At 57.2% G+C, this 25,113-nt stretch carries 24 protein-coding genes and 1 riboswitch; of the genes, 9 read left to right on the plus strand and 15 right to left on the minus strand.

Annotated elements, in window-relative coordinates; all coding sequences use genetic code 11:
* The first annotated feature begins 23 nt into the window (after nt 1–23).
* Entirely contained in the window at nt 24–1,496 is a 1,473-nt protein-coding gene (locus tag BUB54_RS11645; RefSeq protein ID WP_048877334.1) for a benzaldehyde dehydrogenase, read from the plus strand.
* Between the two features lie 12 nt (nt 1,497–1,508).
* Nucleotides 1,509–2,606 carry an NAD(P)-dependent alcohol dehydrogenase gene (locus tag BUB54_RS11650; protein ID WP_048877333.1) on the plus strand — a complete coding sequence of 366 codons (1,098 nt, stop codon included), beginning with the start codon at nt 1,509–1,511 and terminating at the stop codon, nt 2,604–2,606.
* Nucleotides 2,607–2,648: 42 nt separating this feature from the next.
* Here BUB54_RS11650 and BUB54_RS11655 read toward each other — a convergent pair whose 3' ends face one another.
* Both BUB54_RS11655 and BUB54_RS11660 read right to left on the minus strand, forming a co-directional pair.
* Nucleotides 2,649–3,611, minus strand: a complete 963-nt coding sequence (locus BUB54_RS11655; protein ID WP_082075556.1) for a PDR/VanB family oxidoreductase — start codon at nt 3,609–3,611, stop codon at nt 2,649–2,651.
* Nucleotides 3,611–4,639: an aromatic ring-hydroxylating dioxygenase subunit alpha gene (locus BUB54_RS11660; RefSeq protein ID WP_048877332.1), complete on the minus strand. Its 1,029-nt coding sequence runs from the start codon at nt 4,637–4,639 to the stop codon at nt 3,611–3,613. The genes BUB54_RS11655 and BUB54_RS11660 overlap by 1 nt, the downstream gene beginning before the upstream one ends.
* A 108-nt stretch (nt 4,640–4,747) precedes the next feature.
* On the opposite strand from BUB54_RS11660, the gene BUB54_RS11665 reads away from it, so the two are divergent.
* The gene (locus BUB54_RS11665) at nt 4,748–5,455 is read left to right on the plus strand and encodes a GntR family transcriptional regulator (RefSeq protein WP_048877331.1); all 708 of its coding nucleotides are present in this window, start codon (nt 4,748–4,750) and stop codon (nt 5,453–5,455) included.
* Here the strand turns inward: BUB54_RS11665 and BUB54_RS11670 are convergent, their stop codons facing one another.
* Nucleotides 5,456–7,051, minus strand: a complete 1,596-nt coding sequence (locus BUB54_RS11670) for an acyl-CoA dehydrogenase family protein (RefSeq protein ID WP_052948271.1) — start codon at nt 7,049–7,051, stop codon at nt 5,456–5,458.
* Between the two features lie 41 nt (nt 7,052–7,092).
* Nucleotides 7,093–7,557 (minus strand): MarR family winged helix-turn-helix transcriptional regulator, encoded by a 465-nt coding sequence (locus BUB54_RS11675; protein ID WP_052948270.1) that lies wholly within the window; start codon nt 7,555–7,557, stop codon nt 7,093–7,095.
* A gap of 219 nt (nt 7,558–7,776) precedes the next feature.
* Between BUB54_RS11675 and BUB54_RS11680 the strand changes: the two genes are divergently transcribed.
* Nucleotides 7,777–8,595 carry a p-hydroxycinnamoyl CoA hydratase/lyase gene (locus BUB54_RS11680; RefSeq protein ID WP_048877330.1) on the plus strand — a complete coding sequence of 273 codons (819 nt, stop codon included), beginning with the start codon at nt 7,777–7,779 and terminating at the stop codon, nt 8,593–8,595.
* Between the two features lie 26 nt (nt 8,596–8,621).
* Complete coding sequence (locus BUB54_RS11685; protein ID WP_048877329.1) at nt 8,622–10,115, plus strand: AMP-binding protein; 1,494 nt, start codon at nt 8,622–8,624, stop codon at nt 10,113–10,115.
* Nucleotides 10,116–10,143: 28 nt separating this feature from the next.
* Here the strand turns inward: BUB54_RS11685 and BUB54_RS11690 are convergent, their stop codons facing one another.
* Nucleotides 10,144–11,202 carry a HoxN/HupN/NixA family nickel/cobalt transporter gene (locus BUB54_RS11690; protein ID WP_048877328.1) on the minus strand — a complete coding sequence of 353 codons (1,059 nt, stop codon included), beginning with the start codon at nt 11,200–11,202 and terminating at the stop codon, nt 10,144–10,146.
* A gap of 139 nt (nt 11,203–11,341) precedes the next feature.
* Here BUB54_RS11690 and BUB54_RS11695 point away from each other — a divergent pair, with 139 nt between their 5' ends.
* Together BUB54_RS11695 and metF are read left to right on the plus strand one after the other, a co-directional pair.
* Complete coding sequence (locus BUB54_RS11695) at nt 11,342–12,274, plus strand: ArsR/SmtB family transcription factor (RefSeq protein WP_048877327.1); 933 nt, start codon at nt 11,342–11,344, stop codon at nt 12,272–12,274.
* 14 nt (nt 12,275–12,288) lie between these two features.
* Nucleotides 12,289–13,188 (plus strand): methylenetetrahydrofolate reductase [NAD(P)H], encoded by a 900-nt coding sequence (gene metF / locus BUB54_RS11700; RefSeq protein WP_048877326.1) that lies wholly within the window; start codon nt 12,289–12,291, stop codon nt 13,186–13,188.
* A 339-nt stretch (nt 13,189–13,527) separates the two neighbouring features.
* Here metF and ehuA read toward each other — a convergent pair whose 3' ends face one another.
* Genes ehuA through ectA form a run of 9 tightly spaced genes read right to left on the minus strand, consistent with a single transcriptional unit; the run spans nt 13,528 to nt 21,241 of the window.
* Nucleotides 13,528–14,322, minus strand: coding sequence for an ectoine/hydroxyectoine ABC transporter ATP-binding protein EhuA (gene ehuA, locus BUB54_RS11705; protein WP_048877325.1), 795 nt, complete (start codon nt 14,320–14,322; stop codon nt 13,528–13,530).
* Nucleotides 14,319–15,011, minus strand: a complete 693-nt coding sequence (gene ehuD, locus BUB54_RS11710) for an ectoine/hydroxyectoine ABC transporter permease subunit EhuD (protein WP_048877324.1) — start codon at nt 15,009–15,011, stop codon at nt 14,319–14,321. Before ehuD ends, ehuA begins: the two co-directional genes overlap by 4 nt.
* A complete protein-coding gene (gene ehuC / locus BUB54_RS11715) occupies nt 15,008–15,664 on the minus strand; it encodes an ectoine/hydroxyectoine ABC transporter permease subunit EhuC (RefSeq protein ID WP_048877323.1) in 657 nt (218 codons plus the stop codon). The genes ehuD and ehuC overlap by 4 nt, the downstream gene beginning before the upstream one ends.
* Nucleotides 15,665–15,671: 7 nt before the next feature.
* A complete protein-coding gene (gene ehuB, locus BUB54_RS11720) occupies nt 15,672–16,535 on the minus strand; it encodes an ectoine/hydroxyectoine ABC transporter substrate-binding protein EhuB (protein ID WP_048877322.1) in 864 nt (287 codons plus the stop codon).
* A gap of 26 nt (nt 16,536–16,561) precedes the next feature.
* Entirely contained in the window at nt 16,562–18,034 is a 1,473-nt protein-coding gene (locus BUB54_RS11725) for an aspartate kinase (protein ID WP_048877321.1), read from the minus strand.
* Nucleotides 18,031–18,951 (minus strand): ectoine hydroxylase, encoded by a 921-nt coding sequence (gene thpD / locus BUB54_RS11730; RefSeq protein ID WP_048877320.1) that lies wholly within the window; start codon nt 18,949–18,951, stop codon nt 18,031–18,033. The genes BUB54_RS11725 and thpD overlap by 4 nt, the downstream gene beginning before the upstream one ends.
* Before the next feature lie 21 nt (nt 18,952–18,972).
* On the minus strand, nt 18,973–19,377 hold the full coding sequence (locus tag BUB54_RS11735; protein WP_048877319.1) for an ectoine synthase: 405 nt from the start codon (nt 19,375–19,377) through the stop codon (nt 18,973–18,975).
* A 14-nt stretch (nt 19,378–19,391) separates the two neighbouring features.
* A complete protein-coding gene (ectB, locus tag BUB54_RS11740; RefSeq protein ID WP_048877318.1) occupies nt 19,392–20,693 on the minus strand; it encodes a diaminobutyrate--2-oxoglutarate transaminase in 1,302 nt (433 codons plus the stop codon).
* Between the two features lie 20 nt (nt 20,694–20,713).
* A complete protein-coding gene (gene ectA / locus BUB54_RS11745) occupies nt 20,714–21,241 on the minus strand; it encodes a diaminobutyrate acetyltransferase (RefSeq protein WP_241869288.1) in 528 nt (175 codons plus the stop codon).
* A gap of 218 nt (nt 21,242–21,459) precedes the next feature.
* On the opposite strand from ectA, the gene BUB54_RS11750 reads away from it, so the two are divergent.
* Nucleotides 21,460–21,978 carry a MarR family winged helix-turn-helix transcriptional regulator gene (locus BUB54_RS11750; protein WP_241869287.1) on the plus strand — a complete coding sequence of 173 codons (519 nt, stop codon included), beginning with the start codon at nt 21,460–21,462 and terminating at the stop codon, nt 21,976–21,978.
* Between the two features lie 53 nt (nt 21,979–22,031).
* Nucleotides 22,032–22,153, plus strand: a riboswitch (TPP riboswitch).
* A 44-nt stretch (nt 22,154–22,197) separates the two neighbouring features.
* Complete coding sequence (thiC, locus tag BUB54_RS11755; protein WP_048877317.1) at nt 22,198–24,009, plus strand: phosphomethylpyrimidine synthase ThiC; 1,812 nt, start codon at nt 22,198–22,200, stop codon at nt 24,007–24,009.
* Between the two features lie 595 nt (nt 24,010–24,604).
* On the opposite strand, the gene BUB54_RS11765 is transcribed toward thiC, so the two are convergent.
* A partial coding sequence (locus tag BUB54_RS11765) for an IS110 family RNA-guided transposase (protein ID WP_139284885.1) occupies nt 24,605–25,113 on the minus strand: 509 nt, incomplete at its 5' end.

A 25,113-nucleotide genomic window follows, 5' to 3' on the forward strand; every position in this document is an offset into this window, starting at 1 on the left:
TTCTAAGATACGGAGTCACCATTATGTTGGACACAGCAACACAAGGCTCATTTCTCGGCACCGCCTGGGAAGGTAAGCTGTTTAACGGCGATTGGATCGCCGCCCCGCGCGTTGTCGATGTGATCGAGCCCGCTACAGGCGGTGCATTGACCCGGACCGGTATTGGCGGTGCGGCGGAGGTCGCGACGGCCGCCAAGGTGGCTACAGAGGCGCAGGCTGCTTGGTTTGCGACCCACGAGAGGACGCGTGAGGCTATTTTGCTGAAGGCGGCGGACCTGTTTGAGACCCATGCGGAAGAGTTGTCCCTCTGGATTGCTCGCGAAACCGGCGCCATCATCCCCAAAGGCCAGCACGAGGTGCGCGAGGCCGTGGAAATCTGCCGCGCCGCCGCCGCCTTGCTGCACCATATTCCCAGCCAAGTGCTACCTTCTACGCCGGAGCGGCTTTCCGTCGCGCGCCGCGTGCCGCTGGGTGTGGTGGGCGTGATTTCTCCCTTTAATTTCCCGCTTATCCTTGGCCTGCGTGCCGTGGCGCCCGCTTTGGCCATTGGTAATGGCGTGGTGCTGAAGCCAGACCCGCAAACGGTTGTTTCGGGTGGTGTCATCATAGCCCGTATCTTTGAAATGGCCGGCCTGCCGAAAGGGCTGCTGCATATGGTGCCCGGCTATGTGGAGGCAGGTGAGGCGCTATGCACCGACCCGAACATCCAGATGGTCGCGTTTACTGGCTCCACCGCTGCCGGCCGTAAAGTGGGCGAGACCTGTGGCAGAAATCTCAAGAAAGTCTCGCTGGAGCTGGGTGGCAAGAATTCCGTGATTATTCTGGGCGATGCGGATCTCGCCTCTGCCGCTTCGAACGTGGCCTTTGGCGCTTGGTTCCATCAAGGGCAGATCTGCATGGCATCCGGACGTATTTTGGTTGAGCGCTCCCTGGTTCCGGCGCTCACGGCCGCTCTGGTGGAAAAGGCCAACCATCTCCCGGTTGGTGATCCGGCTTCAGGCCAAGTGGCGCTTGGGCCGCTCATTAACCAGCGTCAGCTCGACCGTGTGCACAAGCTGGTCACTGAAACCGTAGCGGCGGGGGCCAAGCTGGCAGCGGGCGGCACTTATGAGAAGCTGTTCTACAAGCCCACCGTGCTGGAAAATGTCCGACCCGGCATGCCTTGCTTTGACGAGGAGATTTTCGGGCCGGTGGTGAATATCGTGCCGTTCGACACGGATGAGGAAGCCGTCAAACTCGCTAACGACACCGAATATGGTCTCTCTGCCGGGGTTATCGGTAAGGATATCGGACGCGCCATGAAGATCGCCCGCCAACTGAAAACCGGCTTGATTCATATTAACGACCAGAGCGTAGCGGACGACGTGGCCAACCCGTTCGGCGGGCGCGGCGCATCCGGCAACGGTACCGCCGTGGGCGGGCCGGCCAGTTGGGAAGAGTTTTCCATGTGGCAATGGATGACCGTGCAGGCCGATGCACCGATGAAACCATTCTGAGGAGGGGGCGCCATGCATATCCAGGCCGCTGTCACCCGCGAGAAGGGGGGCAAGTTCCTTCTCGAAACCCTCAGCCTTGAAAGCCCGCGCGCGGATGAGCTTCTGATCCGCATCACGGCCGTTGGCATTTGCCACACTGACCTTGCAATGCGCGACCAAGTATTCCCCGTACCCCAGCCAATCGTGCTGGGGCATGAGGGGGCAGGTATTGTCGAACAGGTAGGCGCTGATGTCACCGGCTTCGCTGTGGGGGACAAGGTGGTGATGAGCTACCGGGCTTGCGGAGCTTGCCCCTCTTGTGCTGCCCATGCGCCGAGCTATTGTCATGCCTTTTTCCCGCTGAATTTCGGCGGTGCGCGAGCTGATGGTAGTACTGCGCTCTCTTGTGATTCCGGCGCCGTGCATAGTCATTTCTTTGGCCAGTCCAGCTTTGCCAGTCACGTGGTGGCGCATCATACCAATGTGGTGAAGGTGGCGGCGGAAGCGGACCTGGCTGTGCTGGCCCCCTTCGGCTGTGGGATTCAAACCGGAGCCGGGGCTGTCATCAACGCGCTGAAGGTGGGGGTAGGGGAGAGCATCGCCATTTTCGGCACCGGCTCCGTCGGTCTTTCAGCGGTGATGGCGGCGAAGCTTGTCGGTGCAACGCGCATCATTGCTGTGGATCGCAATGCCGAAAGGCTTGCATTGGCTCAGGAGCTCGGTGCCACCCATATCGTAAATGCGGGATCAGAAAATCCGGTTGAGGCGATTCAGCAAATCACCGGTCCCGGTGTTGCCTATGCCATCGACACAACCGCATTGATTCCGGTTCTCTCACAAGCCTTGGCGGCCTTGGCGCCGCGCGGTACGCTGGGCATTATCGGCGCGTCGCGCCCGGATGAGGTATTGCCGGTTCCGGTGATTGATCTGCTCACGAGCGGCAAACATGTGCGTGGCATTGTGGAAGGCGACGCGGAACCATCCGTCTTCCTGCCCAAGCTGATCGAACTGCATGCGCAAGGCCGCTTTCCGGCAGAAAAGATGATGCGTTTCTATGATTTCTCAGAAATCAATGAAGCCGTGCATGATTCAGAAACTGGCGTCTGCGTGAAAGCAGTTTTGAAGCTCTAAATTTTTGGCGCCGCTCTTGGCTAAAGGCGGCGCCAAGTTTTTTTAAAGATCCAGTACCAGTCGCGCGCTCTTTGCTCGTGAGCAGCAGGGGGTGAACTGGTCATTTGCCTCATGTTCCTCATCGGTCAGATAGCTGTCCCGATGATCCGGTATGCCAGCTTTTACTCCCACCAAGCAGGTGCCGCAGATACCTTGCTCGCAGGATACAGGTACATATAGTCCGGCTTTGTCCAGGACTTCCCACGCTGTATGGTCGGCCGGTACAGTGAGAACCTGCCCCGTGCTGGCGATCTCAATTTCGAAGGGCTGCTTGCCTTCGGTCTCCATTACGGGGGCTGAGAAATATTCCCGATGCAGTCGGGACTCTTCCCAGCCTGCGGCGCGCGCGCTGGAGAGTACATGCTCCATGAAACCGCCCGGCCCGCAAACGTAAAGATGCGCGCCTGTCTCTGGGGTAGCCAGCAAGGCGGGGGCATTGAGTTTCTGTGCTTCCTCTCCGTCATCGAAATGCGTGAACACGCGTGCGGCGAAGGGGGCGCCCTTCAAAAGATTCAAAAAGGCCGCACGTGATGACGTGCGCGCGCAATAATGCAGTTCGAAATCTAACCCCAGGCGATGCAGCCGCTGTGCCATTGCTAAAATTGGTGTGATACCGATGCCGCCTGCGAAAAGCAGTGTCTTTTCGGCTGTCTCATCTAGGGGAAACTGGTTGCGCGGTGGACTGATGACCAGCGTGTCCCCCACCGCAAGAGCATGCATAGCCACCGAGCCGCCGCGTGACTCAGGCTCTCGCAGGACGGCAATCTCATAATCTCCGCCTGCATCCGGCGCACTGTAGAGAGAATATTGCCGGACTAGACCGTTGGGCAGATGCACATCCACATGTGCTCCGGCGGTGAAGGGTGGCAATGCACCCTCCATACGTGAAAGGGTAAAGCTGCGCACCCCCACAGCCTCATCCCGTACGGCGATCAGCCTAGTCTCGATCGTCATGCTTTTCAGCATTATCCCACCTGTTCCGCCAGTAGCCTGTCGATGATCCGGCGCGATTGCACGCCGCCCGCGTCAATATTGAGTTTTAGCAATTGCCGATCGGGCCAGCGTAATAGGTTTTGTTGTTGCTGCTCCAGCATCTCCCGGTCTTCGCTGAAGATCTTGCCTTGACCGTCCCGGATTCTCGCCGTCAATTCGGTGTCCTGCGGTTTGAAATGTCGCGCCATGCCCCAGAAATACCAATGCGAGGTCTCGGTTTCCGGCGTAATGAAATCAACTACGATGCTGGAAGCTTTCACCGAATCAGGCGCGTCATATCCCCCATGCCCGGCATGTGCCACACCCACTTCGATCAGCACATGGGAAGGCGGGTGGAAATGACAGATCTGCCAGCGATCCACGGTCACATCCGGTGCCAGATCATTCATCCGCAGCGCCATTTGCCAGAAAGGCGGGGCCTGGATTCCATCCATGAACCGGCTGGTTATCACATGATCGCCTTCCACCTTGGTGGAAACCGGCGCTTCGTCGATTTCCTTTTGACCTATGGAGCCTGCATGCACGTAGGTTTCGTGCGTCAGATCCATTAAATTATCGATCATCAGGCGGTAATCGCAACTGATATGATACAGTCCCCCGCCATAGGCCCATTCGGGGTTTACCGCCCACTCCAGATGATGGATCAACGCCGGGTCGGCTTTCTCCTTATCGCCTGGCCAGACCCAGATAAATCCATAGCGTTCTTCTACCGCGTAGGATTTGATAGAGGGAAAGCCTTTTACGCGCTGGCCCGGCATATCTAGCGCCTTGCCCTCGCATCCCATTGCCAGCCCATGATAGCCACAGACAAGCTTGTCGTCCTCCACATAGCCCAGAGACAGCGGCGCGCCGCGATGCGGGCAGAAATCTTCCACTGCCGCGACCTGACCGCCCTTGCCACGATAAAAGACCATCTTTTCGCCGCAGATTGTCCGGCCCAGCGGCTTTTCCGCCACTTCGTCTGGCATCGCTGCCACGTACCATGCTTGTTTCAGGAACATTGCGTTTCCACTCCTGGATTGTTCTTGCTAATGTATCCAATAAGTCAGGAATTTTATGGGTGAGTCAATCGAAATTGTATAAATTGTATCCAATTTGTGGGGGTGCTCATGAGTAGCGAGCGTACCGGCCAGCGCGTTCTGGTTACGTTGCGGCGCATGATCAGCGCTGGCGAACTCGCCGCCGGCGAGCGTCTGGCGGAAATCCCGCTTGCGGAACGCCTGGGGGTTTCACGCATGCCGGTGCGCATGGCTTTTCGGGAACTAGAGCAGGAAGGGCTGCTGGTCCGCGCTGGGGCACGCGGCTTTGCGGTGCGGGCCGTCTCCCCTGAGCAAATTATCGGCGCGGTGGAGGTACGTGGTGTTCTGGAAGGTCTGGCCGCGCGTCTCCTGGCCGAACGCGGTGCCAGCGAAGCGGTTCTGGACACCCTCAAAACTTGCCTAAAAGAAGGCGATGCTCTTTTTGAAAATGGTTGTTTTGCCGAGGCTGATGCACCGCTTTATCTGGATTTGAATATCCGGTTCCATGCTGCCATCATCCAAGCCTCCGGCAACTTGGCCATCCAGGAGGCGCTCTCTCGAAATGACCATCTGCCCTTCGCTTCGGTGAAGGCTTTGGCAATCGACCGTAACAACCTCGCTGCTGAATATAAGCGCCTGAATTACGCGCACATACAACATCATGCTATCGTTGAGGCCATTGCCGCTGGCCAGGGGGCCAGGGCGGAGGCGCTGATGCGGGAGCACGCCAATGCGGTGTTGCGTTACACGGAATTGGATCCAGCGCGGGAAGGGGTGGCCATCCTGCGCGGGAGTTGATCAGGCTAGGGCGGCGTAGAGTTGGGCTGTATCTACCCAGTCCGCTGCAGCTACCAAGGCAGTGGCCTTGGCGGCCAGCCCGGCCTCATGCCAAGCAAGCAACGCCTCCCCGATTATATTCTTATGGCGACGCAATAGCCCATCGATGCAGGCCAAACCAAAGAGCCGTAGTGCGGGCAATGCCGCATGGTCGCGCGCTGGCGGCGGGGCATTCGCCAGATGCGCCAGCATTGTCTGCAGCGGCGACATGACCATTTCAGAGGGCAATAAAAGCGCCAGCGTGTCTGACGCCGTTGTTGCGCCGGCGCCCAGTAACTGCCGGTGCAACAGATCCAAAGCCTGAATGGCGCTTGTGCCTTCGAAAATTGACGCGACGCGTGAATCGCGCAGAATCCGTTCCACCGGCCATTCCCGCGTGTAGCCTGCTCCGCCCAGAACCTGCATGGCATTGCTGGCGGCCTCGAATGCGGCTTCGGCGGAAAGTGTCTTTACCACGGGCAACAGCACGGCGACCCGCGCGGCGGCTTGTTCATCGCCTTCATCGCCCGCCTGCATCCAAGCCGCGGCCTGTAGAGTCAGTAACATTGCCCCTGTCGCACTCAGCTTGGCGTCCAGAAGCAATCGTCGCACCTCGGCATGGCGATAGATTGGCACGGGCGGTGCGTCTGCCGAGCCGCCTTGCAGCCGCTCCGCCGCATAGGCCCAGGCAATTTCGCAGGCTCTCGCCGCCATGGCGCTACATTGCCCCCCAACGCCCAGACGCATGCCGGTAATCATCCCGAACATGGCTTTTAACCCTTGGCCTTCAGCGCCAATGGGTAAAGCCTCTGCCCCGTCCAACGCCAGTACGCAGGTGGGCGAGGCGTGAAGCCCCATTTTCTCCTCGATCCGCAAGATCTCAATGCCGTTGCGTGAGCCGTCCGCTTTCACATCCGGCAGCAGAAACAAGCTGAGCCCTTTTGTGCCGGGCGGTTGTCCTGGTGTCCGTGCTAGAACGAGATGCAAGATATGCGGCGCTAGATTATGATCGCCATAGGAAATCCAGCATTTTTGACCACTGATCCGCCAAATCCCATCCTCACCTTTCAGGGACATGCTACGGATTCGCCCGACATCGGACCCGGCGTCGGGTTCAGAAATACAGATGGTTGCGGCCCATTCGCCGGAGATCAAGCGTGGAATCCACGTCTCCTGCATTTCGGCTGAAGCCGCCTTGCGTAAAAGCCGCACGGCGCAGCGCTGGTTGAGTGCCAGCATGCCGAGCGCGACATCCTCTGCGTCGAACAGCATCTGGGCTGCGACGGCCAGCGGTAGAGGCAGGTCCTGACCGCCAAATTCTTCAGGGTCAGCTAGGCTGGTCCAGCCGCCTTCAAGCAGTGCAGTCCAGGATGTTTTTTGCCCTTTGGGCAGTTTTACGCGCCCATGTTCCAGCCGAGCGCCGAATGCGTCAGCCATCTTGCCATTAGCCGTCAGTACGCCCTGCGCCAGCTTTGCAGCTTCTGTCAGCACAGCGATGTTTGTATCTATATCGGTACAATTTGGGCCAAGCCCGTGCAGCCCGGCAATAAGCCCGGCTAGCGCCTGCTCTGTTAGCATTATGTCCTCTTATTTCGGTCTGGCGCCGTGAGCGCCGCTTGTTATTGGTTCCAGACCATCCGCAATTGCAGCATCAGCGCATCGCGGTGGGATTTTGGCATGCCAGCCAGAAACCGCGCCTCATGCTTGGTGACACGCTTACGGCATTCACGCATCAGTACGCGCCCGGCGGGGGTGAGGCGAAGTGCTTGAGCCCGGCCTGTAGTGACGCCCTTGCGGATCAGCCCGCGCCGCTCGAGTTGTGTGGTAAGCGGCACCATGTTGGCGCGCTGGATACCTAGTACCCGTCCGATCTCGCTTTGAGTGATATCCGGATTCTCCTCGATAACCATCAGTACGGACATTTCTGTGATCTTCAGCTCTAGGTCCGTCAGCGCTGCACTCAGATCCGCCATCATCGCCTGCGAGGCACGACGCAGCTGGTAGCCCAGCAGTTGTTCAAGCGGATTGCTTGGGGGCATATCTTCAGGTTCGGAGGGGACAGGAGATTTCACTTTGGGGGCCATAGGGTGACTATGCCTGCCCTTCGTGATGGGTGCAATCTTGTTATAGAAAGTGGCAATCTATTACATCCTCCCGTCCATTTTGACCGCATTTGTCTTTTTCCATCCACAAGCGGTATATGGGACTTGTATGTTATGTATTATATCAATAAAAGCAAGTCCAACTGATAATGAATAGGCCGGTTCGGCAGGAACTGTTGGCCCTTGTATGAAGGATTTCAAATGTCTGAGACGGATGTCGTTGCTTTTTCAGTCGAAAATCGTATTGCCTGGGTGAAATTTAATCGCCCGGAGAAACGGAATTGCATGAATCCGACCCTGAACCGTCGCATGATGGAGGTTCTGGATGAACTGGAGTTCCGGGATGATGTCGGCGTGCTAGTTCTGTCAGGCGAAGGGACGGCCTGGTCTGCGGGCATGGATCTGAAAGAATATTTCCGCGAGACGGAAGCGCAGGGGTTGGGGGCCACCCGCAAGGCGCAGCGTGAGTCCTATGGCTGGTGGCGGCGTTTGCGCTGGTATCAGAAGCCCACCATTGCCATGGTGAATGGCTGGTGTTTTGGTGGTGGCTATGGCCCACTTTTCGCATGCGACCTGGCCTTTGCTGCTGAGGAGGCACAATTTGGGCTGTCGGAGATCAATTGGGGGATTTTGCCGGGTGGCGGCGCGACTAAGGTGGCCGTGGAACTGCTCTCTTTCCGTAATGCCATGTACCATGCGATGATGGGGGAGAATGTGGATGGTAAAACAGCTGCAGCTTGGGGTCTCGTGAACGAGGCCGTGCCACTCGCAAAACTGCGCGATCGCGTTACCGATGTTGCTAATGCGCTGTTGAAGAAGAACCCCGTTGCATTGAAGGCGACAAAAGACGCTATCCGGCGTGTAGGCGAGATGACCTATGAAAATGCCGAGGATTATCTTGTCCGCGCGCAGGAGGCGGCGAATTCTTATGATAATGACGGGCGTAAGGAAGGTATCCGCCAGTTCATCGATGAAAAAAGTTACAAGCCGGGATTGGGTGCTTATCGTTTAAAAGACTAACTGCGTACACCTGGGGAGGAAGCGCAATGGTCAATGTCGTAGATGATTCTGGCATCCAGGCCCGGCTGCAGCCGGATGCGCTGGCAGTATATGAATTTGCCACCAACCGGCGCTGGAATTATGCTGAATGGGATGAAGCCATCGCCCGCACTGCCGGGCTGTTGGCAGGCCAATATGGTATTAAGATGGGCGCGCGGATTGCCGCTCTTGGGCGTAATTGTGCTGAGCAGGCCCTGTTGCATCTCGCTTGCGCACGGCTGGGCGCTATCTTTGTGCCGCTCAACTGGCGGCTCGCGGTAGCAGAGCAGTTAAGGCTTCTGGAAGATTGTGAACCTGAGTTGCTTGTTGGCGATTCGGAATTTTTATTGCCCCTCGCTTCAGCAATCCGTCAGGTTGAGCTTGTGGCCCTGCGCCCGCAGATTGAACGGGCGGCACCGTTGGCGCCAGTGCAGTTCGATCGCTCTCGCCCCAGCCTAATCCTTTATACATCAGGTACGTCTGGTCGGCCTAAAGGCGTCTTGCTTAGTGAACGAAATATTGCCCAGACGGCCGTGAATTTCGGGATGCTGGCTCGTGTTACGCATCAAAGTGCGATGCTCGCAGAAACGCCGATGTTTCATATCATGGGTATCATCACCAATCTACGTCCCGCCTTTATGCGCGGTGGCGCGGTGTTGTTGAGTGAGGGGTTTGAACCTTCCCGTACATTGGCGAGGCTTTCTGACTCTACCTTGAAAGTTAGTCATTATTTCTGCGTGCCTCAAATGGCACAGATGCTGCGTAACACTGAAGGATTTGATCCTGAAAAGCTACGTAACCTCACAGCGATATTTTCTGGTGGTGCACCGCACCCGGCGGCGGATATACGTGCCTGGTTGCGGGATGGAATCCCCATTGCCGATGGTTTCGGCATGAGCGAGGCTGGAACAGTCTCTTGCATGCCCATTCATATCCCGATCATAGATCAGAAGGCTGGTGCAACAGGTCTCGTCCCGCCGGCCATTCAGACGCGCATTGTCGGCGCGGAAGGACAGGAAGTTGCGCCTGGTATGGCTGGAGAGCTGCTTTTAAAAGGTGACAATATTTTCATCGGCTATTGGCGTGCGCCTGAGGAAACAGCAAAGGCTTTTACGGAAGATGGTTGGTTCCGCACAGGCGACATTGCCCGCCAGGATGAAGATGGCTTTTTGTTTTTGGTGGATCGTAAGAAGGATATGTTTATCTCCGGTGGAGAAAATGTTTATCCGGTGGAGATTGAGGCCGTGCTTGCCGCTTTGCCCGGGATCCGAGAGGCTGCCGTAGTTGGTGTACCAGATGCCCGCTGGGGAGAGGTAGGGCATCTTGCTGTGGTTGTTGCTGAGAACGGGCCAGATGAAAATCTGATTCTGGAATTTCTAAATGCTCGTTTGGCACGCTATAAAATTCCAAAATATATCAGTTTTGTTGAGGTGTTGCCTCGTACTGGAACTGGGAAAATTCAGAAGCCTCAATTGCGTATCCAACTTTCGCAAAAAGCCTGATCTGCTGCGCGCCAGTGACGAATAACGGTCACTCGGCGCGGACGACTTCGATCTCGTCGTAACGGTTGAATTTATAGATCGCGACGGAAATGGCCCAGGCCGCGATAAAAATGCCGACAATGCCATAGCCGAGCAAGCCAAACACGGCGTCACCGCTGAGTTTGGCGATCTTATCCCAAAACCAGCCAGTGAAATGGTATTGGTTTTGAATCAGGCCAAGCGTCTCAATGCCGCCAACCAGCACCGCCACCAGCACTGAAACAGCGGTAATGGTGATATTGTAAAACAGCTTGCGAATAGGGTTGAGATAGGCCCAGCCATAGGCGCCCAGCATCAGAATGGAATCTGTCGCGTCGATAAGCGCCATGCCCGCCGCAAATAAGGACGGGAACAGCATGATCGACCAGATTGGAAGACCATTGCTTGCCGCGGCTGCTGAAATGCCGAGCAGCCCCACCTCTGTTGCCGTGTCGAAACCGAGACCAAACAGAAAGCCGACGAAATACATCTGCCAGGAATGGTTCACCATGTTGAACAGGCGACGGAAGATGCGTGCAAAAAAGCCCCGTTTGGCCAGCAATATGTCGAGATCTTCGTCAGCGTAAGCACCGCCTGCCTTCACATGCTGGAACGTCTTGATGATGGAAGCTAGAATAATCAAATTCATCAGGGCGATGCCGAACAGGAAGATGCCGGAGACGGTGGTGCCTATGATTCCGCCCCAGCTGGAAAGTGCATCGAACTTGCCTTGTATCGCGGCGGCGGTTGCGGCGGCAACGGCGGAGAGACCAAACACGATGGTTGAGTGGCCGAGTGAAAACGCGAGTCCCACGCCAACCGGCCGCTTGCCCTGCTGCATCAATTTGCGGGTCACGTTGTCGATGGCGGCGATATGGTCGGCGTCCACGGCATGGCGCAGGCCAAAGCTATAAGCCAGGAGGGCGGTACCGAGCAGCAGCGGGTAGTGACGGAAGAGCGCGAGTGCGAGCCCCCACAGGCCGATATTAGTGAGGACCAGACATAAATACATAGCGCGGACACGCCGCCCTGTTTCACCGCTTAAACCACGCTTCAAAGCTGCAAGCATATAAGCTCCGGACAATTTTGGTTGCCAGTTAGGCTATCTCCTCGGATCGTATGACGTAAATATAAAAACTGCATACTTTAGGAAGACAGTCGCTTAAAGGGATATAGACATAAAGATATCTTTATGTCATCCATTCATAATGGATTTGCCCATTGCCATCTTTCGCGCGCTTGCCGACCCTACGCGCCTGCGCATTTTTGCCCTGTTGCGGTGCATGGAGCTCTCGGTTGGGGAGCTGGCGCAGATTTTGGTGCAGAGCCAGCCGCGTATCTCCCGGCATATTAAAATTTTGGCGGATGCATCGCTGATTGAGCGTCGGAAGGAAGGTGCTTGGGTTTTTCTAGGGCTTGGGGACGAGAGGCTGGCCCGTCCGCTTCTGGTGGCACTGGATGAGTGGGCGGCGCTAGAAGACGCCGAAGCCTGGATGAAAGCGGATAAGGCGCGGCTCTCAGCTGTAGTGGCTGATAGGGCGCGGGCGGCTGAGGCGTATTTCAATGCCAATGCGGGTATGTGGGACGAACTGCGTACGCTCTATGTGGCTGATGCCGATATTGAGGCGGCGATTACTGAACTTTTGGCAAAGGAGGCACTTGGCAGGGTCGTTGATTTAGGCACGGGCACAGGACGGATGCTGGAAGTGCTGGGAGCCAGGGCTGAAAGCGTTGTCGGTATAGATCGCAGCCCGGAGATGTTGCGCTTCGCCCGCGCCAAACTGGCCTCGAGCCGCGTGAAATTATATCAGGGGGATATCTGTGCCCTGGATATGCCGGATGCCAGCGCGGAGACTGCGCTGTTGCATCAGGTGCTGCATTATCTTCCTCAACCAGAGACCGCGCTGCGTGAGGCCGCGCGGCTACTTGTGGATGGAGGCCGTTTGCTGGTGGTGGATTTTGCCCCGCATGAACATGAAGAACTGCGGACGCGCCATGCCCATGCGCGGCTCGGTTTCTCGGATGAGCAGATGCAGGCTTGGCTTATGGCGACGGGGCTTAAGATGGAAACGGCACGTACGCTCGCTGGCCGTGAGCTGACGGTTAAACTCTGGCTCGGGCGCAAGCCGCGCGCCGCTTAAGGGAGGTGTATCCCATGGATCAGATAATAATGCGTGATAATGAAGTGCAGGTTTCTTTTGAGTTTTTCCCGCCAAAGACTGAGAAGATGGAAGCGGATTTGTGGCAGGCCGTGACCGCGCTGGCCCCTTGTGCGCCACGTTTTGTCTCAGTGACCTATGGGGCGGGGGGCACAACAAGAGAACGTACGCACAAAGCGGTGGCGCGGATTGCCAATGAAACCGCGTTGAACGCGGCGGCGCATCTGACCTGCGTTGGGGCCAGCCAAACGGAAGTGTTAAAAATTGCCGAAGCCTATTGGGCGGCGGGTGTTCGTCATATTGTTGCATTGCGTGGCGATCCGCCGGATGGTAGCGGCAAATTTCAGCCGCATCCTGACGGGTTTGAAAATGCGGCCGCTCTGACGCGCGCACTCAAGCGACTCGCGCCGTTTGAGGTGTCTGTGGCGGGGTATCCTGAGCGTCATCCGGATTCGCCCTCTGATCAGGCCGATCTTGATAATCTCAAGGCCAAGATTGATGCCGGGGCAGACCGGGTATTGACGCAATTCTTTTTTGCCCCAGAGGCATTTCTGCGCTTCCGTGACCGGGCCGCGGCGGCGGGTATTGGCGGGGAGATCGTGCCGGGGATTTTGCCGGTGGTGAATGCCGGGCAGGTGCGCAAATTTGCGACGGCTTGTGGGGCGGCGATTCCACCAGAGTTGGACAGGATGCTGGAAGGGCTTGATGAACGGCCGGAAATGCGCCCGTTGGTGGCGGCCATGGTGGCAGGAACCCTATGCCAGAGGCTTTATGCCGAGGGAGTGCGGCAGTTTCATTTTTATACGCTGAACCGGGCACCAATGACCCAGGCGTTGTGCCATTTACTCAGTTGCCAGCAAAAGGATATTTCTTCGGCGGCGTTGTCCGGGCGCTAAGCGGGGGTAGGGCGTCCCGTTTCTCCCAATCTTCCAGAGCATCTTGCGGTGTATGTTGAAGGGGAGGGGGCGGCTCTGGTCTGGGTCCGGACGCCTGTGATCCGCTCGTCAAGGATATCTTTCGGGCGTAGCTGTGCCGGATCGGTTTCAACCTCAACCCTCGCTTTTGGCAGGGTCAGCAGGGCTTCAAGCAGGGTGCTGATTGCCACGCTCTGACCAGAGGCGATATTGAAGATTCTCCTGGCTCTGGCGTTTCAAGGGGAGGGTTAGACAGATCGATCTTAGCTGACAAAGCAGCATTGCTGCAGCCCGCTTGATTGAGGTGATCGGCAAGTAAGGCTATACACCTGCCTGCCGATCGGCAAGATAGGGAGCCAGGAAGTTCTGTGTCCGTTCTTCCTGGGGGTTCACCATAACCTCCGCAGGCGGACCTTGCTCAACGATGCGTCCTTTATCGAAAAAGCATACACGGTCGGCAATTTCACGAGCAAAGCGCATTTCATGCGTGACTAGCAGCATGGTTAGATCATGTTCGTGCGCGAGGCCACGGATTACCTCCTGAACCTCGCCGACCAGTTCCGGGTCCAGCGCGGATGTCGGTTCGTCAAACAGCATGACACGCGGGCGCATTGCCAAAGCCCGTGCAATGGCAACGCGCTGCTTTTGCCCGCCGGACAGTTGCGTTGGGAAGGCGTCTGCTTTGTCTGCGAGCCCAACCATTTCAAGCAATTGCATGGCACGCTCTTTGGCTTCGCGCTTAGATAAGCCAAGCACAACAACGGGCGCTTCAGTGATGTTGCGCAATACGCTCATATGCGGGAACAGATTGAAGCCTTGAAAAACCATGCCCACGCGACTGCGGATATTATGCAGATGCTTGGCCGATGCATGGAATGGCCCATGACCGCCCGGTTCGCGATAGGGGATGCCATCGAGTTCAATCTGCCCCTCCTGTATCGTTTCCAGGGTCATCAAAATTCGTAAGACCGTGGATTTCCCTGAGCCGGAGGGGCCAATCAGAGCGACTTTTTCGCCGAGATTTACTTCGAAGTCAAAGTGATCAAGAACAACCAAGTCACCGAAGCGTTTGGTAACGTCAGAGAATTTGATGATTGGGTCTTGCGTGTCTGTCATCGTAGAAGAATTCCAGATTTGGGCAAAGCGCGTTCCAGCCGGCGCACGCCAGCGGAGGCGGTCATGGAAAGGATCAGGAAGATAGCACCAACGAGCGTCAGAGGTACGAGGTAGCGGAAGGTCCGGTCACCAATAATGCGCGCAAGGCCAAGCATTTCCAGAACAGTTACCACAGACAGAACAGGCGTATCCTTGATCATGGAGACCAGATAATTGCCCATGGCCGGAAGAATACGTGGAATGGCCTGAGGGATGATGATGCTGACATACATCCGTGTGCGGCTGAGATTTAACGCTGTTGCGGCCTCAAGTTGTCCATGCGGCACGGCGTCAAGTCCTGCGCGGTACACTTCGGACATATAGGCACTGTATTGGATGCCAAGTGCCAGCGCGCCGGTCAGGAAGGCGGGTAGCAAAATCCCGAATTGAGGAAGCACATAATACAAAAAGAACAGCTGCACGATCAGCGGCGTGTCGCGGATGAATTCAATGACCACGGCCGTTGGCCAAGCCACCCAGCGTGTATGTGTGCGCCGTAACAGGGCCAGAGCCAAGCCAATAATCAGAGATACAATGAAGCCAAGAATCGTCGCTTCAACCGTCACCGTAAGACCGATCAAAATGATCGGCAGAATGGACCATGCAAAGGCGAGGGGGTTGGATAAATCCCAATGGAACCCGTACATCATGAGCGTGCTGGGCTCCCTCCAATGCGGACCCATCTTTCAAGACCACGCATGCAGGCCATCAAAATGAGCGCCATGGCAAAATAGAGCAGCAGGGTCAGGCTGTAGATAGGTACAGTATCCAGTGTGAGATTGCGTAAATTCTGAGCGTGAAATGTAAGGTCCGCAATCGTGATCATTGAGACCAGGGACGTATCCTTGAGATTTTGCACAGCAAGATTACCGAGCGGTGGCATCATCTCAGGCAAGGCTTGCGGGAGGACGATATGCCACAACCTTTGCCTGCGTGAGAAATTCAAGGCGATTGCCGCCTCGTGCTGGGCACGGGCAACAGCGAGTATGGACCCGCGCACCACCTCGGCCCCATACGCGCCGATATTCAGAGATAAGGCAAGAACGCCAGTGGTGAACGGGCCAATTGATGGCCCGAGCAAAGGCAGCGCGTAATAAAGCCAGAACAGCTGCACAAGCAGTGACGTGCCGCGGAAAATTTCGATATAGACCGCGGCAATAAGCCGAATTAGCCTGCCCCCCGTGCCGCGTGCAATACCTGCGGCGAAGGCAAGAACGGCGCCAATAAAAGTCGAAGCGATTGTGAGTTCCGCCGTGATCTTGGCGCCCGCCAGCAGCGGGGGAAGCAGCGCTGTTCCGGTCATTTCTGGATTAACCGGCGCAAAGTTCCGGTGTGGTTTTTTGCTGCGCGGCCTTGATGCTGGCATCACTCAGCCCGGCATCGCGCAAGATCTTCGCCCAGCCATCTGTCGCCTTGAAGGCGGTCAGGGACTTGTCGAACGCCTCACGCAGGGAGGTTTCATCCTTACGGAAGCTGAAACCGCCATAGCTGCGCACGGACTTGCCGTTGACGATCGGCTGCGTGAACGGTGTAGCGGCCTCTACGGCCTGGCTGTGTTTGGCTAGCCGGGCCACAGTGAGTTCCGTGGCCCCATAGGCCGCCACGCGCCCGGAACTGACCGACGAAAGCGCATCTGCGTTGGCGTCAATCGAGACGATCTGACTGTCGGGAATACCCAGGCCATGCGCTATGGCCAGTTCATCCGCGCCGGAAACGATGGCGAGTTTGAGCTTCGGGTTGTTTTTGATATCCATATAAGAATGGATGTTGTGCGGGTTGCCCGCTTTCACCAGCAATCCCTCGCCATAGCTCGAATCAGGCACGGAGAAATCCACCACCTGGCAGCGTGCGGGCAGAATATTCTGCTCAGCGGCCACCATGTCCACGCGGCGTGCGCGGAGGCCAGGAATTAGCTCGCCAAATGGCATCACTACCCATTCAATATGCTTGATGCCGATACTGGTCAGCACATGCTTGGCCACGTCTGGGCCGATACCTTTGGCGTGACCGTCCGCGTCCATGTAGCCATAAGGTACTTCATTGGCGACAGCCACGCGGATAAACCCGCGCTTACGCAGTTTCGTCAATGTTGTCTCTGCAAAAGCGGCGGACGGCAAAGCGAATGCCGCTGCCGTCAGACCAAGCGCATGGCGCCTTTTGATACCGAAGCTCATATCGGATCTCCCTCAGCTTATGTCAGTCAGGCCACGCGGGCCAGGGGTCGCTCGCTTGCAAGCGTTGAGTCACTGGTGTCTGATTCAACCAATGCGACATGCAGAGCTTGAATTGTACGATCAAATTGATCTTGTGCAACGATAAACTGTACGTCGACATTACGAAGCTGATGCTGCATCGCTAGCACAGTAACCTTCGCATTCTGAAGCGCCTGCATGGCCTGTAGTTCAAGACCCGGCTGGCTGATATCTGTGCCGATGATCGACACCATGGAAACCCGCTTGGCGTTGATCTCGGCATTGGAGAAGCGCGCTTCAAGATCAGCGACCACCTGACGCACAACCGAGGGGCGTGCCGCCAGATAGTGGGTGATGGTGTTCGCGTTCGAGGCTTTGCTGACAATCTTGGCGCCGTGCTTGGTGAGTACCTCCAAAATCCCGGCATCATAACCTTTCGTGCCCACCATATCGTGCTCGAAAAATTCGAGCGCAGTCACGTCGGACAGTCCCGTAACAATCTCAATCCGTGGGGAATCGGAATGATAATGGGCGCTGATCAACGTGCCGTCGTCATACCGGTCAAATGTATTACGAACCCGCAGGGAAATCCCCGCCTGGCGCAAGCCGCGCGCAGCGCCGGGATGAATTGCCTCGACACCAAGCCCGGCAAGCTGGTCGGCGACTTCATAGTTGGTCTGGCCGATCTTGCGTGCTTTATCAGGGCCCACCAGTTTTGGATCCGCGCTGGAGAGATGAAACTCCTTGTGAATGATCGCTTCACGAGCGCCGGTCAAAACCGCCAGCCGAGCGAAGGTCATTTCAGTATAGCCGCGGTCAAACTGCTTCACCATGCCGCCCTTGCACCGCGCATAGCCGGTGACAATGGGGAGGGTGGTGGCAAAGTTGATGTCATCAAGCCCGATGCGGATGCGCTCATCGAGGTCCAGCCAAAGCTGGTCATCCCAGCCGGTAAGGTCAACGAAACAAGCATTCACACCTTTCGCACGCAGTAGCAGCGTGGTGTTGTGGGCGCTATGCGCCTCGCCAAATCCGGCGAGCAACTCGCGCAAAGTGGCAAGTGGTTCGTCGAGACGGAAATGGCCGTGCCCGCGCAACCGGTCGAGATCCTGTATGCAGGCCCTGATGCCGGCGATCCGACCCGCGACGAAGGAATCGGCGATTCCGCGTTCCGGGCCTTCAAAAATCTCGGCGTTTTTGGCGCGCATCGCCGCGTCCACAGCTGTTAAGGCTTCTTCCCACGAGACGGAGGAATCCTCTGCCGTGAAGCAGGCATAAAGGCCAGAGGGCATGTCATCCCCAGGCTTTTTCTTTTTGCGGTCAAGCAGCAGATCGGTGATTCCGCCGTAAGCCGAAACCACGAAGATACGATTATATAAATCCGCGCCGCTGCGGCCACCTAAAAGCACATTGGCCAATACTGTTTCGGTAGACGAGATCGACGTGCCACCAATTTTCTCGACACTAGGGGCTATACTCATGCCGCACGCTCCCGCTGTGTCAGCGACCCTTCCGCGATGCTGAGTGTCTTGAAGCGCCGGTCTGCGATAAAGGGCGGGCGCGGTGTCTTCGGCCCAAATGGCTCGACCAGAGCGTTCGAACGGGCATTATATACGAAGAACGCGTTGGAGCGCGGATACGGCGTGATATTACCGTTCGAGCCATGCATCGTGTTGCAATCGAACATGATGACGGTGCCAGCTTTACCGGTAGCCGCCTCAATCCCGTGCGCGCTCGCCAGTTTGGCGAGGGAGTCGTGATCCGGCACGCCATATTCCTGCTTCTTTAGAGACGCCTTGTAGTGATCATCCGGCGTCTCGCCCACGCAGGTCACGTAAGATCGATGCGAACCAGGCATCACCATCAGCGGGCCGTTATTGGCATTATTGTCTTTCAGCAGCACGGAAATTGATAAAGCGCGCATCCGCGGCATGCCATCCTCGACGTGCCACGTTTCGAAATCAGAGTGCCAGTAGAATTCCTTGCCCGCGAAGCCGGGCTTATAATTCAGGCGTGACTGATGAATATAGACCTCGTCGTCGAGCAGATAGCTGGCGGCGCCTGCCAACCGCTGGTCAGCTGACAGCCGTGCCAGAAGGGCATTCTGATCGTGAATCGCGAAGATTGAGCGCACTTCATTGCTGTTACGCTCAGTAATGATCGTCTCTGGGGAAACATTCGCGGGGTTTGTGATCAGGCGTGTCGCTTCATTCTGCAACAGCGCGATTTCGGCCTCGGAGAACAGATTATCAAGAACCAGAAAGCCGTTCTGCTCGTAAAAGTCAGTCTGCGCTTTGGTCAGCGGTGCATCTTCCGTCCAGCGCCCGTAAAAAACAGGGTCCTGACGGAGCCGTAATACAGCTTTATCGGATTGGCGCGAAGGGTAAAGGTCGGTCATAAATTTAAGCCCTCCTTACTTTTAGGCGCTCGCCTGGGCCATTTCCGCCTCGGACGGATAAGCCCCGGTTTCGTCATGCACTTCCTTGCCGGTGACTGGCGGATTGAATACACAAGCAGTCACGATATCCGTGCGCGGACGGACGATGTGGCGGTCATGCTTGTTCAACACATAGAGCACGCCAGGGCGCAGTTCGTGGATCTCACCGGTACCGAGATCCTCGATCGTGCCTTCGCCGCTCAGCACGTATACTGACTCATAATGGTTCTTATAGTGCATCTGCAGCGTCTTGCCGGCGTACATGGTGGTGATGTGGAAGGAGAAGCCCATCCCGTCATCTTTGAGCAGCATGCGGACGCTGTCCCAACCGTCCGTCTTGACCTTACGCTCGGACTGGGAAGCCTCATCAATATTGCGGATGATCATATTGGTTCTCCTTCTTACTCAGCGGCAATGGAAAGCGGTTTCGCCATCGCGGCGTTCAGCGCGTTTTCCAGAATATCGAGCCCTTGGTTCAACTCGTTCTCGGTAATGATCAGCGGGGCCAGGACCTTCACGATATGGCTGTCGGCGCCGCTGGTCTCAATAATCAGCCCATTGCGGAAGCAGGTGCTGGTAATCACGTCCGCCAGTTCTCCTGTGCCGACATTGATGCCACGCATCATGCCGCGCCCGCAGGTGGTAAAGCCGTGTGCCTGGGCCATTTGTTCCAGCCGGTTTTGTAGTTGGGTACCACGCGCCCGCACGGTGGAGGCGAAGCTGTCGTCCTTCCAGAAGTGCCGGAGCGCTGCGGCGGCGGTTACGAAGGCATGGCTGTTGCCACGGAAGGTGCCGTTATGTTCGCCGGGTTTCCATTGGTCCAGCTCAGGGCGGAACAAGGTAAGGGCCATCGGCAACCCATAGCCGGACAGCGACTTCGCCATGGTCACGATATCCGGCACGATTCCGGCCGGCTCGAAGCTGAAGAAATGCCCGGTCCGGCCGCAACCGGCCTGGATATCATCCACAATCAGCAGGGCCCCGTGACGCTTGGCGATCTCGGCAATTCGGCGCAACCAAGCAAAAGACGCCGCATTCAGCCCGCCTTCACCTTGGACAGTTTCAACCAGAATGGCAGCCGGCGCCTCGAGCCCGCTGGAGCTGTCTTCCAGCCGCCGCTCAAGCAGAGCTGCAGTGTCCACATCGGGGCCGAAATAGCCGTCAAAGGCTTCGTGGCTGACATCCGGCAGTGACACGCCGGCGCCCTTGCGCTTGCCCTCATTGCCAGTGCAGGCCAGTGCGCCCAGTGTCATGCCGTGGAAGCCATTGGTAAAGGCGATAACATTACGGCGCCCCGTAATCTTGCGGGCCAGCTTTAGCGCTGCTTCTACCGCGTTGGTGCCGGTGGGGCCGGTAAACATAGCCTTATAATCGAGCTTACGGGGCTTCAGGATGCAGTTTTCCAGCGCGTCCAGAAAGGCCGCCTTCGCATCGGTGAAGAGGTCCAGCCCCATGGTGATGCTGTCCTGCTCGATATAATTCAGCAGCGCCTGCTTTAGGACCGGGTGGTTATGGCCATAATTCAGCGAGGAGCAAGCCGCCAGAAAGTCCAGATACCGTCCGCCCTGATTGTCCTCCAGCCACACGCCTTTCGCGCGGTTGAACTGGCGTGGCATAGCGTTGCAGTAGCTGCGAACGCGTGATTCCCGGCGCTCGTAAATAGACGTATCAGGTTTCTTAGGGGAGGGGTGAGGAGTGAGCATGGCTGTTCCTTTCCTGCTTTTTAAGCTTGGTCCGCGTCGGCCTTCAGGCGGATCACGAACTCAAATTCAGTGGCGTGTTGGCCAGCAAAATGTGCATCCTGTTCAAACAGAGGCAGGCGGCTGACCTCGCCGCCATGGCGCTGAGCAAAGCTCTCAAACAAGCGCCAGGAGGCTGCATTGTCGGCTGTGATGGTTGTGCGCAGCGTGTTCAGCCCGGAAAGGGCCGGGCGTGCCACCAGAGCGTCCAGCATTCGGCCTGCCAACCCGGTACCGCGTGCCTGTTTGGCCACGGCAACTTGCCAGATAAACAGGCTCTCCGGGTGGGTAGGGGGCGCATAGCCGGAAATCCAGCCCATCAGCTGCCCGTCGCGTTCCGCCAGAATGCAGGTCTGCGCGAAATGCGTGCATTGCAACAGCACGCAATAGGTCGAGTTGATGTCGAGCGGCGGGGAGCTCGAGATCAGCGCCGCGACCCCCGCTCCATCTTTGGCCGTGGGGTGCCGCATCGTTATCCGTCCGGATGACGGTGTCACCAAAGTATCGATCATCAAAATTACTTCGACCTTAAAAATATAATCAACGTTAGATTTTGTATCGCTAGTTGCGACGGGCCCCAAGTTTAGTGCCTCCTGCCTTAATAGCAAGCTTTTTTTGCCCATTTTCTCACTTCGATGGCGCGTTGGTCCTGAAAATAGGGGGTTTTATAGTTTAAAGACCAAAGTATTTATGGTTCGAATGTCGAAGTATTTTTCTGGTTGAATAATTCATGGTTTTGCAGTCCAAGGCGCAGATGGACTCGCCGCTCACTCATGCTACCCTCCGCGCCATCCGGCGTATTCTCCGCGCCACGGATCGCAGTGGCGGTAAACTTTTCGCTGCAACAGGGCTCACCACCTCGCAATTTCTTGTGTTGCAAGAGATTGACCGGCGGGGGGAGGTAACTCCAAGCGCGCTCGCAGCTGCGTTGCAGTTCGGTCAGGCGACCATCACCAACATCGCTGATCGCCTGGCATCCACCGGTCTGCTGACCCGCCAGCGCAGTGTACGGGACAAGCGCCAAGTCATTATGTCCATCACGGATGCCGGGCGGGCCGCCTTGGGCCGCGCCCCGGACGTGCTGCATGAGCGCTTCCGCGACCGGTTCGAGGCATTGCCGACCTGGGAGCAGGCTATGCTGCTCGCGGCGCTGGAGCGTGTCGGGGTGCTGTTGGATGCGAGCGATATCGACGCTGCTCCGTTGATCGAGACAGGGGCTATCGACCGTACTGGCGGCACGCGTTCATAATTTCGCTTTGCCGCGGCGCGACCTTGACAATTCTCATCTCATGATGCTGGTCTGATCGGACCGAGGGGGGCTCCGCGAAGGAGCTGAGATGTCGCCATGGGCTGAGGCCCGCCGTGACGGACCCTTTGAACCTGATCCGGCTAAAACCGGCGGAGGGACGGGGAATATTCGACGGTGCCTTTGGCATTCCCGCCCTCCGACTCATGTAGGAGGACGCAAATGACGGCCCAGACTGAGCTTGCCACTGTCACCACGGGGCCTATTCCAGGCTCATGCAAAATCTACGCCGCCGTGCCCGGGCGGCCAGATATTGCCGTGCCCTTCCGCGAGGTGGCGCTGCACCCTTCGGCCAATGAGCCGCCTTTCAGGCTATACGATACATCCGGCCCCTACACAGACCCGGTCGAGCCGATCGACTTGAACCAGGGCTTGCCCAAGCTGCGTGCTGCTTGGCTGGAAGGGCGGGGATTTGGCCGGACGTCTGGCCGTCTGGTGCAGCCTGCGGATAACGGCTTCGTGCCGGACGCCCGGCTTGTGCCACCATGCCCGGCCCCCCACGCCGTGCTGAATGGGCAAGATAAACCGTTTGTCACGCAATATGAGTTTGCCCGCGCCGGGATCGTGACGGAGGAAATGATCTTCGCCGCCTACCGGGAGAATCTCGGCCGTGCCCAAGCTGTTGAAGGGGCTGCCGCTCGTCTGAAGGATGGTGAAAGTTTTGGCGCGTCTCTCCCTGAATTTGTCACGCCGGAATTCGTGCGAGCTGAAATCGCCGCCGGTCGGGCTATTCTCCCTGCCAATATCAACCACCCGGAAGTCGAGCCGATGCTCATCGGTCGGAATTTCCTGGTAAAGATCAATGCTAACATCGGTAATTCCGCAGTCACCTCTTCCGCGGCTGAGGAGGTCGATAAGCTCGTCTGGGCTATCAGATGGGGTGCTGATACGGTGATGGACCTCTCCACCGGGCGTAATATCCATAATATTCGGGACTGGATTTTGCGGAATTCCCCGGTGCCCATCGGCACCGTGCCCATCTATCAAGCTTTGGAGAAAGTCGGCGGCGATGCGTCGAAGTTGGATTGGGAGGTGTTCAAGGACACGCTGATCGAGCAGGCTGAACAGGGCGTAGACTATTTCACCATCCATGCGGGGGTTCGCTTGGCGCATGTGCCGCTCACCGCCAAGCGTGTCACAGGTATTGTCTCGCGCGGGGGCTCCATCATGGCGCAATGGTGCCTCAGCCATCACCGTGAGAGCTTTCTGTACGAACATTTCGAAGACATTTGCGACATTATGCGCCGCTACGATGTCTCTTTTTCTTTGGGCGATGGTCTGCGTCCGGGCTCCAATGCAGATGCAAATGACGAAGCACAGTTCGCCGAGTTGGAGACGCTGGGGCAACTCACCCGCGTTGCCTGGGCCAAGGGTTGTCAGGTCATGATCGAGGGCCCCGGCCATGTGCCAATGCACAAGATCAAAGCCAATATGGACAAGCAGCTTGCCGCTTGCGGGGAAGCGCCTTTCTACACGCTAGGGCCGCTCACGACCGATATCGCCCCAGGCTATGACCATATCACGTCGGGCATTGGCGCTGCGATGATTGGCTGGTTCGGCACCGCTATGCTTTGCTATGTCACGCCCAAGGAGCATCTTGGTCTGCCGAACCGGGCGGACGTGAAAACCGGTGTCATCACCTATAAGTTGGCTGCCCACGCCGCGGACTTGGCCAAGGGTCATCCCGCCGCCCGCCTGCGAGACGATGCCATTTCCCGTGCCCGCTTTGAGTTCCGTTGGGAAGACCAGTTCAACCTCGGGCTGGACCCGGATACAGCACGGGATTTCCACGACGAAACCCTGCCGAAAGAGGCACATAAGACGGCGCATTTCTGCTCCATGTGCGGGCCAAAATTCTGTTCCATGAAGATTAGCCAGGATATCCGTGAGCAAGCCCAGCGCGCGGACGGTATGCAGAAAATGAGCGCAGCGTTCAATCAGGGTGGTGGCGAAATTTACGTTACTAAGTCTTGATGTTTTGAATAAAGGTGGTGCGCCCAGGGGCTGACTGGCGCACTGCCGGCGGCGCGTGCCGCGTGACCACCGATGGTGGTATCCTTACCAAGGGGGGCTCCTGGGGCACGGGGTGGCTTCCGCATTCTACTATTTGGCGATGAGGGCGACCCATCGACGAAAATCTGAAAGATATGTTTGACGCTAGCGGTTGCGGTTGCGTTCGATATTGGCTTTGGTCCCGATCTGGAAATTGCGGCGATAACTATAGCTCAAGCGAAGGACGGATTTTCCGGCTTGGACCAATTCCCCGTTTTACTTTTGTAGTCGAAGCCTTCGGGAGAATGGCATTCATTGTGCCTTTCAACCCATGTATGGATGGCTCCTGCGGGTCAAGGTGTCGGATCGGATTTGGTGAACGGGTCGGTTGCGGCCATGTATGCGGCGTCTGAATGTGCAACGAGATCGCTGCGCGCCCTGATGAATATCCGCTTGGAGAACAGGTCCCACTCAATCGAGCGCGCTCGAGGCGCTTCGGATTAATCGGGGTGTCCTGGTTCTTCGTCTCCGCTTGTTCGCCACCACCTCACTTTGCCCTGACCATTCCGAGAGCCGGTCAGGCAGTCGCCTGTGGCCGATAGCGTGATCCGTCCCTGAGGACAGCGAAGATCGTTCTTGCCATGCGATGCGCCAAGGCGATGGCGGCAACTTTCGTCTTCTTCCGGATCAGCATGCTAGACAGCCAGTCCGACCCGGGCTCGCGCTTGAGCCTGTACCTGAGCATAATCTGCGCTATGTCACCCAGATACAGCAGGCGTCGGATGTAACGGTTGCCCATCTTCGAGATCCGGCCCACCTTCTGCTTGCCTCCGGTGGAGTGCGGCTTGGGTGTCAGCCCAAGCCAAGCAGCATAATCTCTCGCGCAATCGAAATTGTCGACGTCCGGCGTCGTTGCGGCAATGATCGTTGCCGACAGTATCCCAACACCTGGGATCGTAGCCAGACGCTGGCTTGTCTCGTTCTGCTTGAAGGCTTCTTTGATCTCGTCGGTCAGCCGATCGATCCGCTTGTCCGTCTCGGCCAACTGATCGAAGAGCAAGCTCACAGGCAACTGGGCAGCTTCCG

This window comes from Acidocella aminolytica 101 = DSM 11237 (assembly GCF_900129125.1).
GTDB lineage: Bacteria > Pseudomonadota > Alphaproteobacteria > Acetobacterales > Acetobacteraceae > Acidocella > Acidocella aminolytica.

Coding starts and splice junctions, on each gene's coding strand:
- BUB54_RS11645 (WP_048877334.1), top strand. CDS start 24: ATGTTGGACACAGCAACACAAGGCTCATTTCTCGGCACCGCCTGGGAA.
- BUB54_RS11650 (WP_048877333.1), top strand. CDS start 1,509: ATGCATATCCAGGCCGCTGTCACCCGCGAGAAGGGGGGCAAGTTCCTT.
- BUB54_RS11655 (WP_082075556.1), bottom strand. CDS start 3,611: ATGCTGAAAAGCATGACGATCGAGACTAGGCTGATCGCCGTACGGGAT.
- BUB54_RS11660 (WP_048877332.1), bottom strand. CDS start 4,639: ATGTTCCTGAAACAAGCATGGTACGTGGCAGCGATGCCAGACGAAGTG.
- BUB54_RS11665 (WP_048877331.1), top strand. CDS start 4,748: ATGAGTAGCGAGCGTACCGGCCAGCGCGTTCTGGTTACGTTGCGGCGC.
- BUB54_RS11670 (WP_052948271.1), bottom strand. CDS start 7,051: ATGCTAACAGAGCAGGCGCTAGCCGGGCTTATTGCCGGGCTGCACGGG.
- BUB54_RS11675 (WP_052948270.1), bottom strand. CDS start 7,557: ATGGCCCCCAAAGTGAAATCTCCTGTCCCCTCCGAACCTGAAGATATG.
- BUB54_RS11680 (WP_048877330.1), top strand. CDS start 7,777: ATGTCTGAGACGGATGTCGTTGCTTTTTCAGTCGAAAATCGTATTGCC.
- BUB54_RS11685 (WP_048877329.1), top strand. CDS start 8,622: ATGGTCAATGTCGTAGATGATTCTGGCATCCAGGCCCGGCTGCAGCCG.
- BUB54_RS11690 (WP_048877328.1), bottom strand. CDS start 11,202: ATGCTTGCAGCTTTGAAGCGTGGTTTAAGCGGTGAAACAGGGCGGCGT.
- BUB54_RS11695 (WP_048877327.1), top strand. CDS start 11,342: ATGGATTTGCCCATTGCCATCTTTCGCGCGCTTGCCGACCCTACGCGC.
- metF (WP_048877326.1), top strand. CDS start 12,289: ATGGATCAGATAATAATGCGTGATAATGAAGTGCAGGTTTCTTTTGAG.
- ehuA (WP_048877325.1), bottom strand. CDS start 14,322: ATGACAGACACGCAAGACCCAATCATCAAATTCTCTGACGTTACCAAA.
- ehuD (WP_048877324.1), bottom strand. CDS start 15,011: ATGATGTACGGGTTCCATTGGGATTTATCCAACCCCCTCGCCTTTGCA.
- ehuC (WP_048877323.1), bottom strand. CDS start 15,664: ATGACCGGAACAGCGCTGCTTCCCCCGCTGCTGGCGGGCGCCAAGATC.
- ehuB (WP_048877322.1), bottom strand. CDS start 16,535: ATGAGCTTCGGTATCAAAAGGCGCCATGCGCTTGGTCTGACGGCAGCG.
- BUB54_RS11725 (WP_048877321.1), bottom strand. CDS start 18,034: ATGAGTATAGCCCCTAGTGTCGAGAAAATTGGTGGCACGTCGATCTCG.
- thpD (WP_048877320.1), bottom strand. CDS start 18,951: ATGACCGACCTTTACCCTTCGCGCCAATCCGATAAAGCTGTATTACGG.
- BUB54_RS11735 (WP_048877319.1), bottom strand. CDS start 19,377: ATGATCATCCGCAATATTGATGAGGCTTCCCAGTCCGAGCGTAAGGTC.
- ectB (WP_048877318.1), bottom strand. CDS start 20,693: ATGCTCACTCCTCACCCCTCCCCTAAGAAACCTGATACGTCTATTTAC.
- ectA (WP_241869288.1), bottom strand. CDS start 21,241: ATGATCGATACTTTGGTGACACCGTCATCCGGACGGATAACGATGCGG.
- BUB54_RS11750 (WP_241869287.1), top strand. CDS start 21,460: ATGGTTTTGCAGTCCAAGGCGCAGATGGACTCGCCGCTCACTCATGCT.
- thiC (WP_048877317.1), top strand. CDS start 22,198: ATGACGGCCCAGACTGAGCTTGCCACTGTCACCACGGGGCCTATTCCA.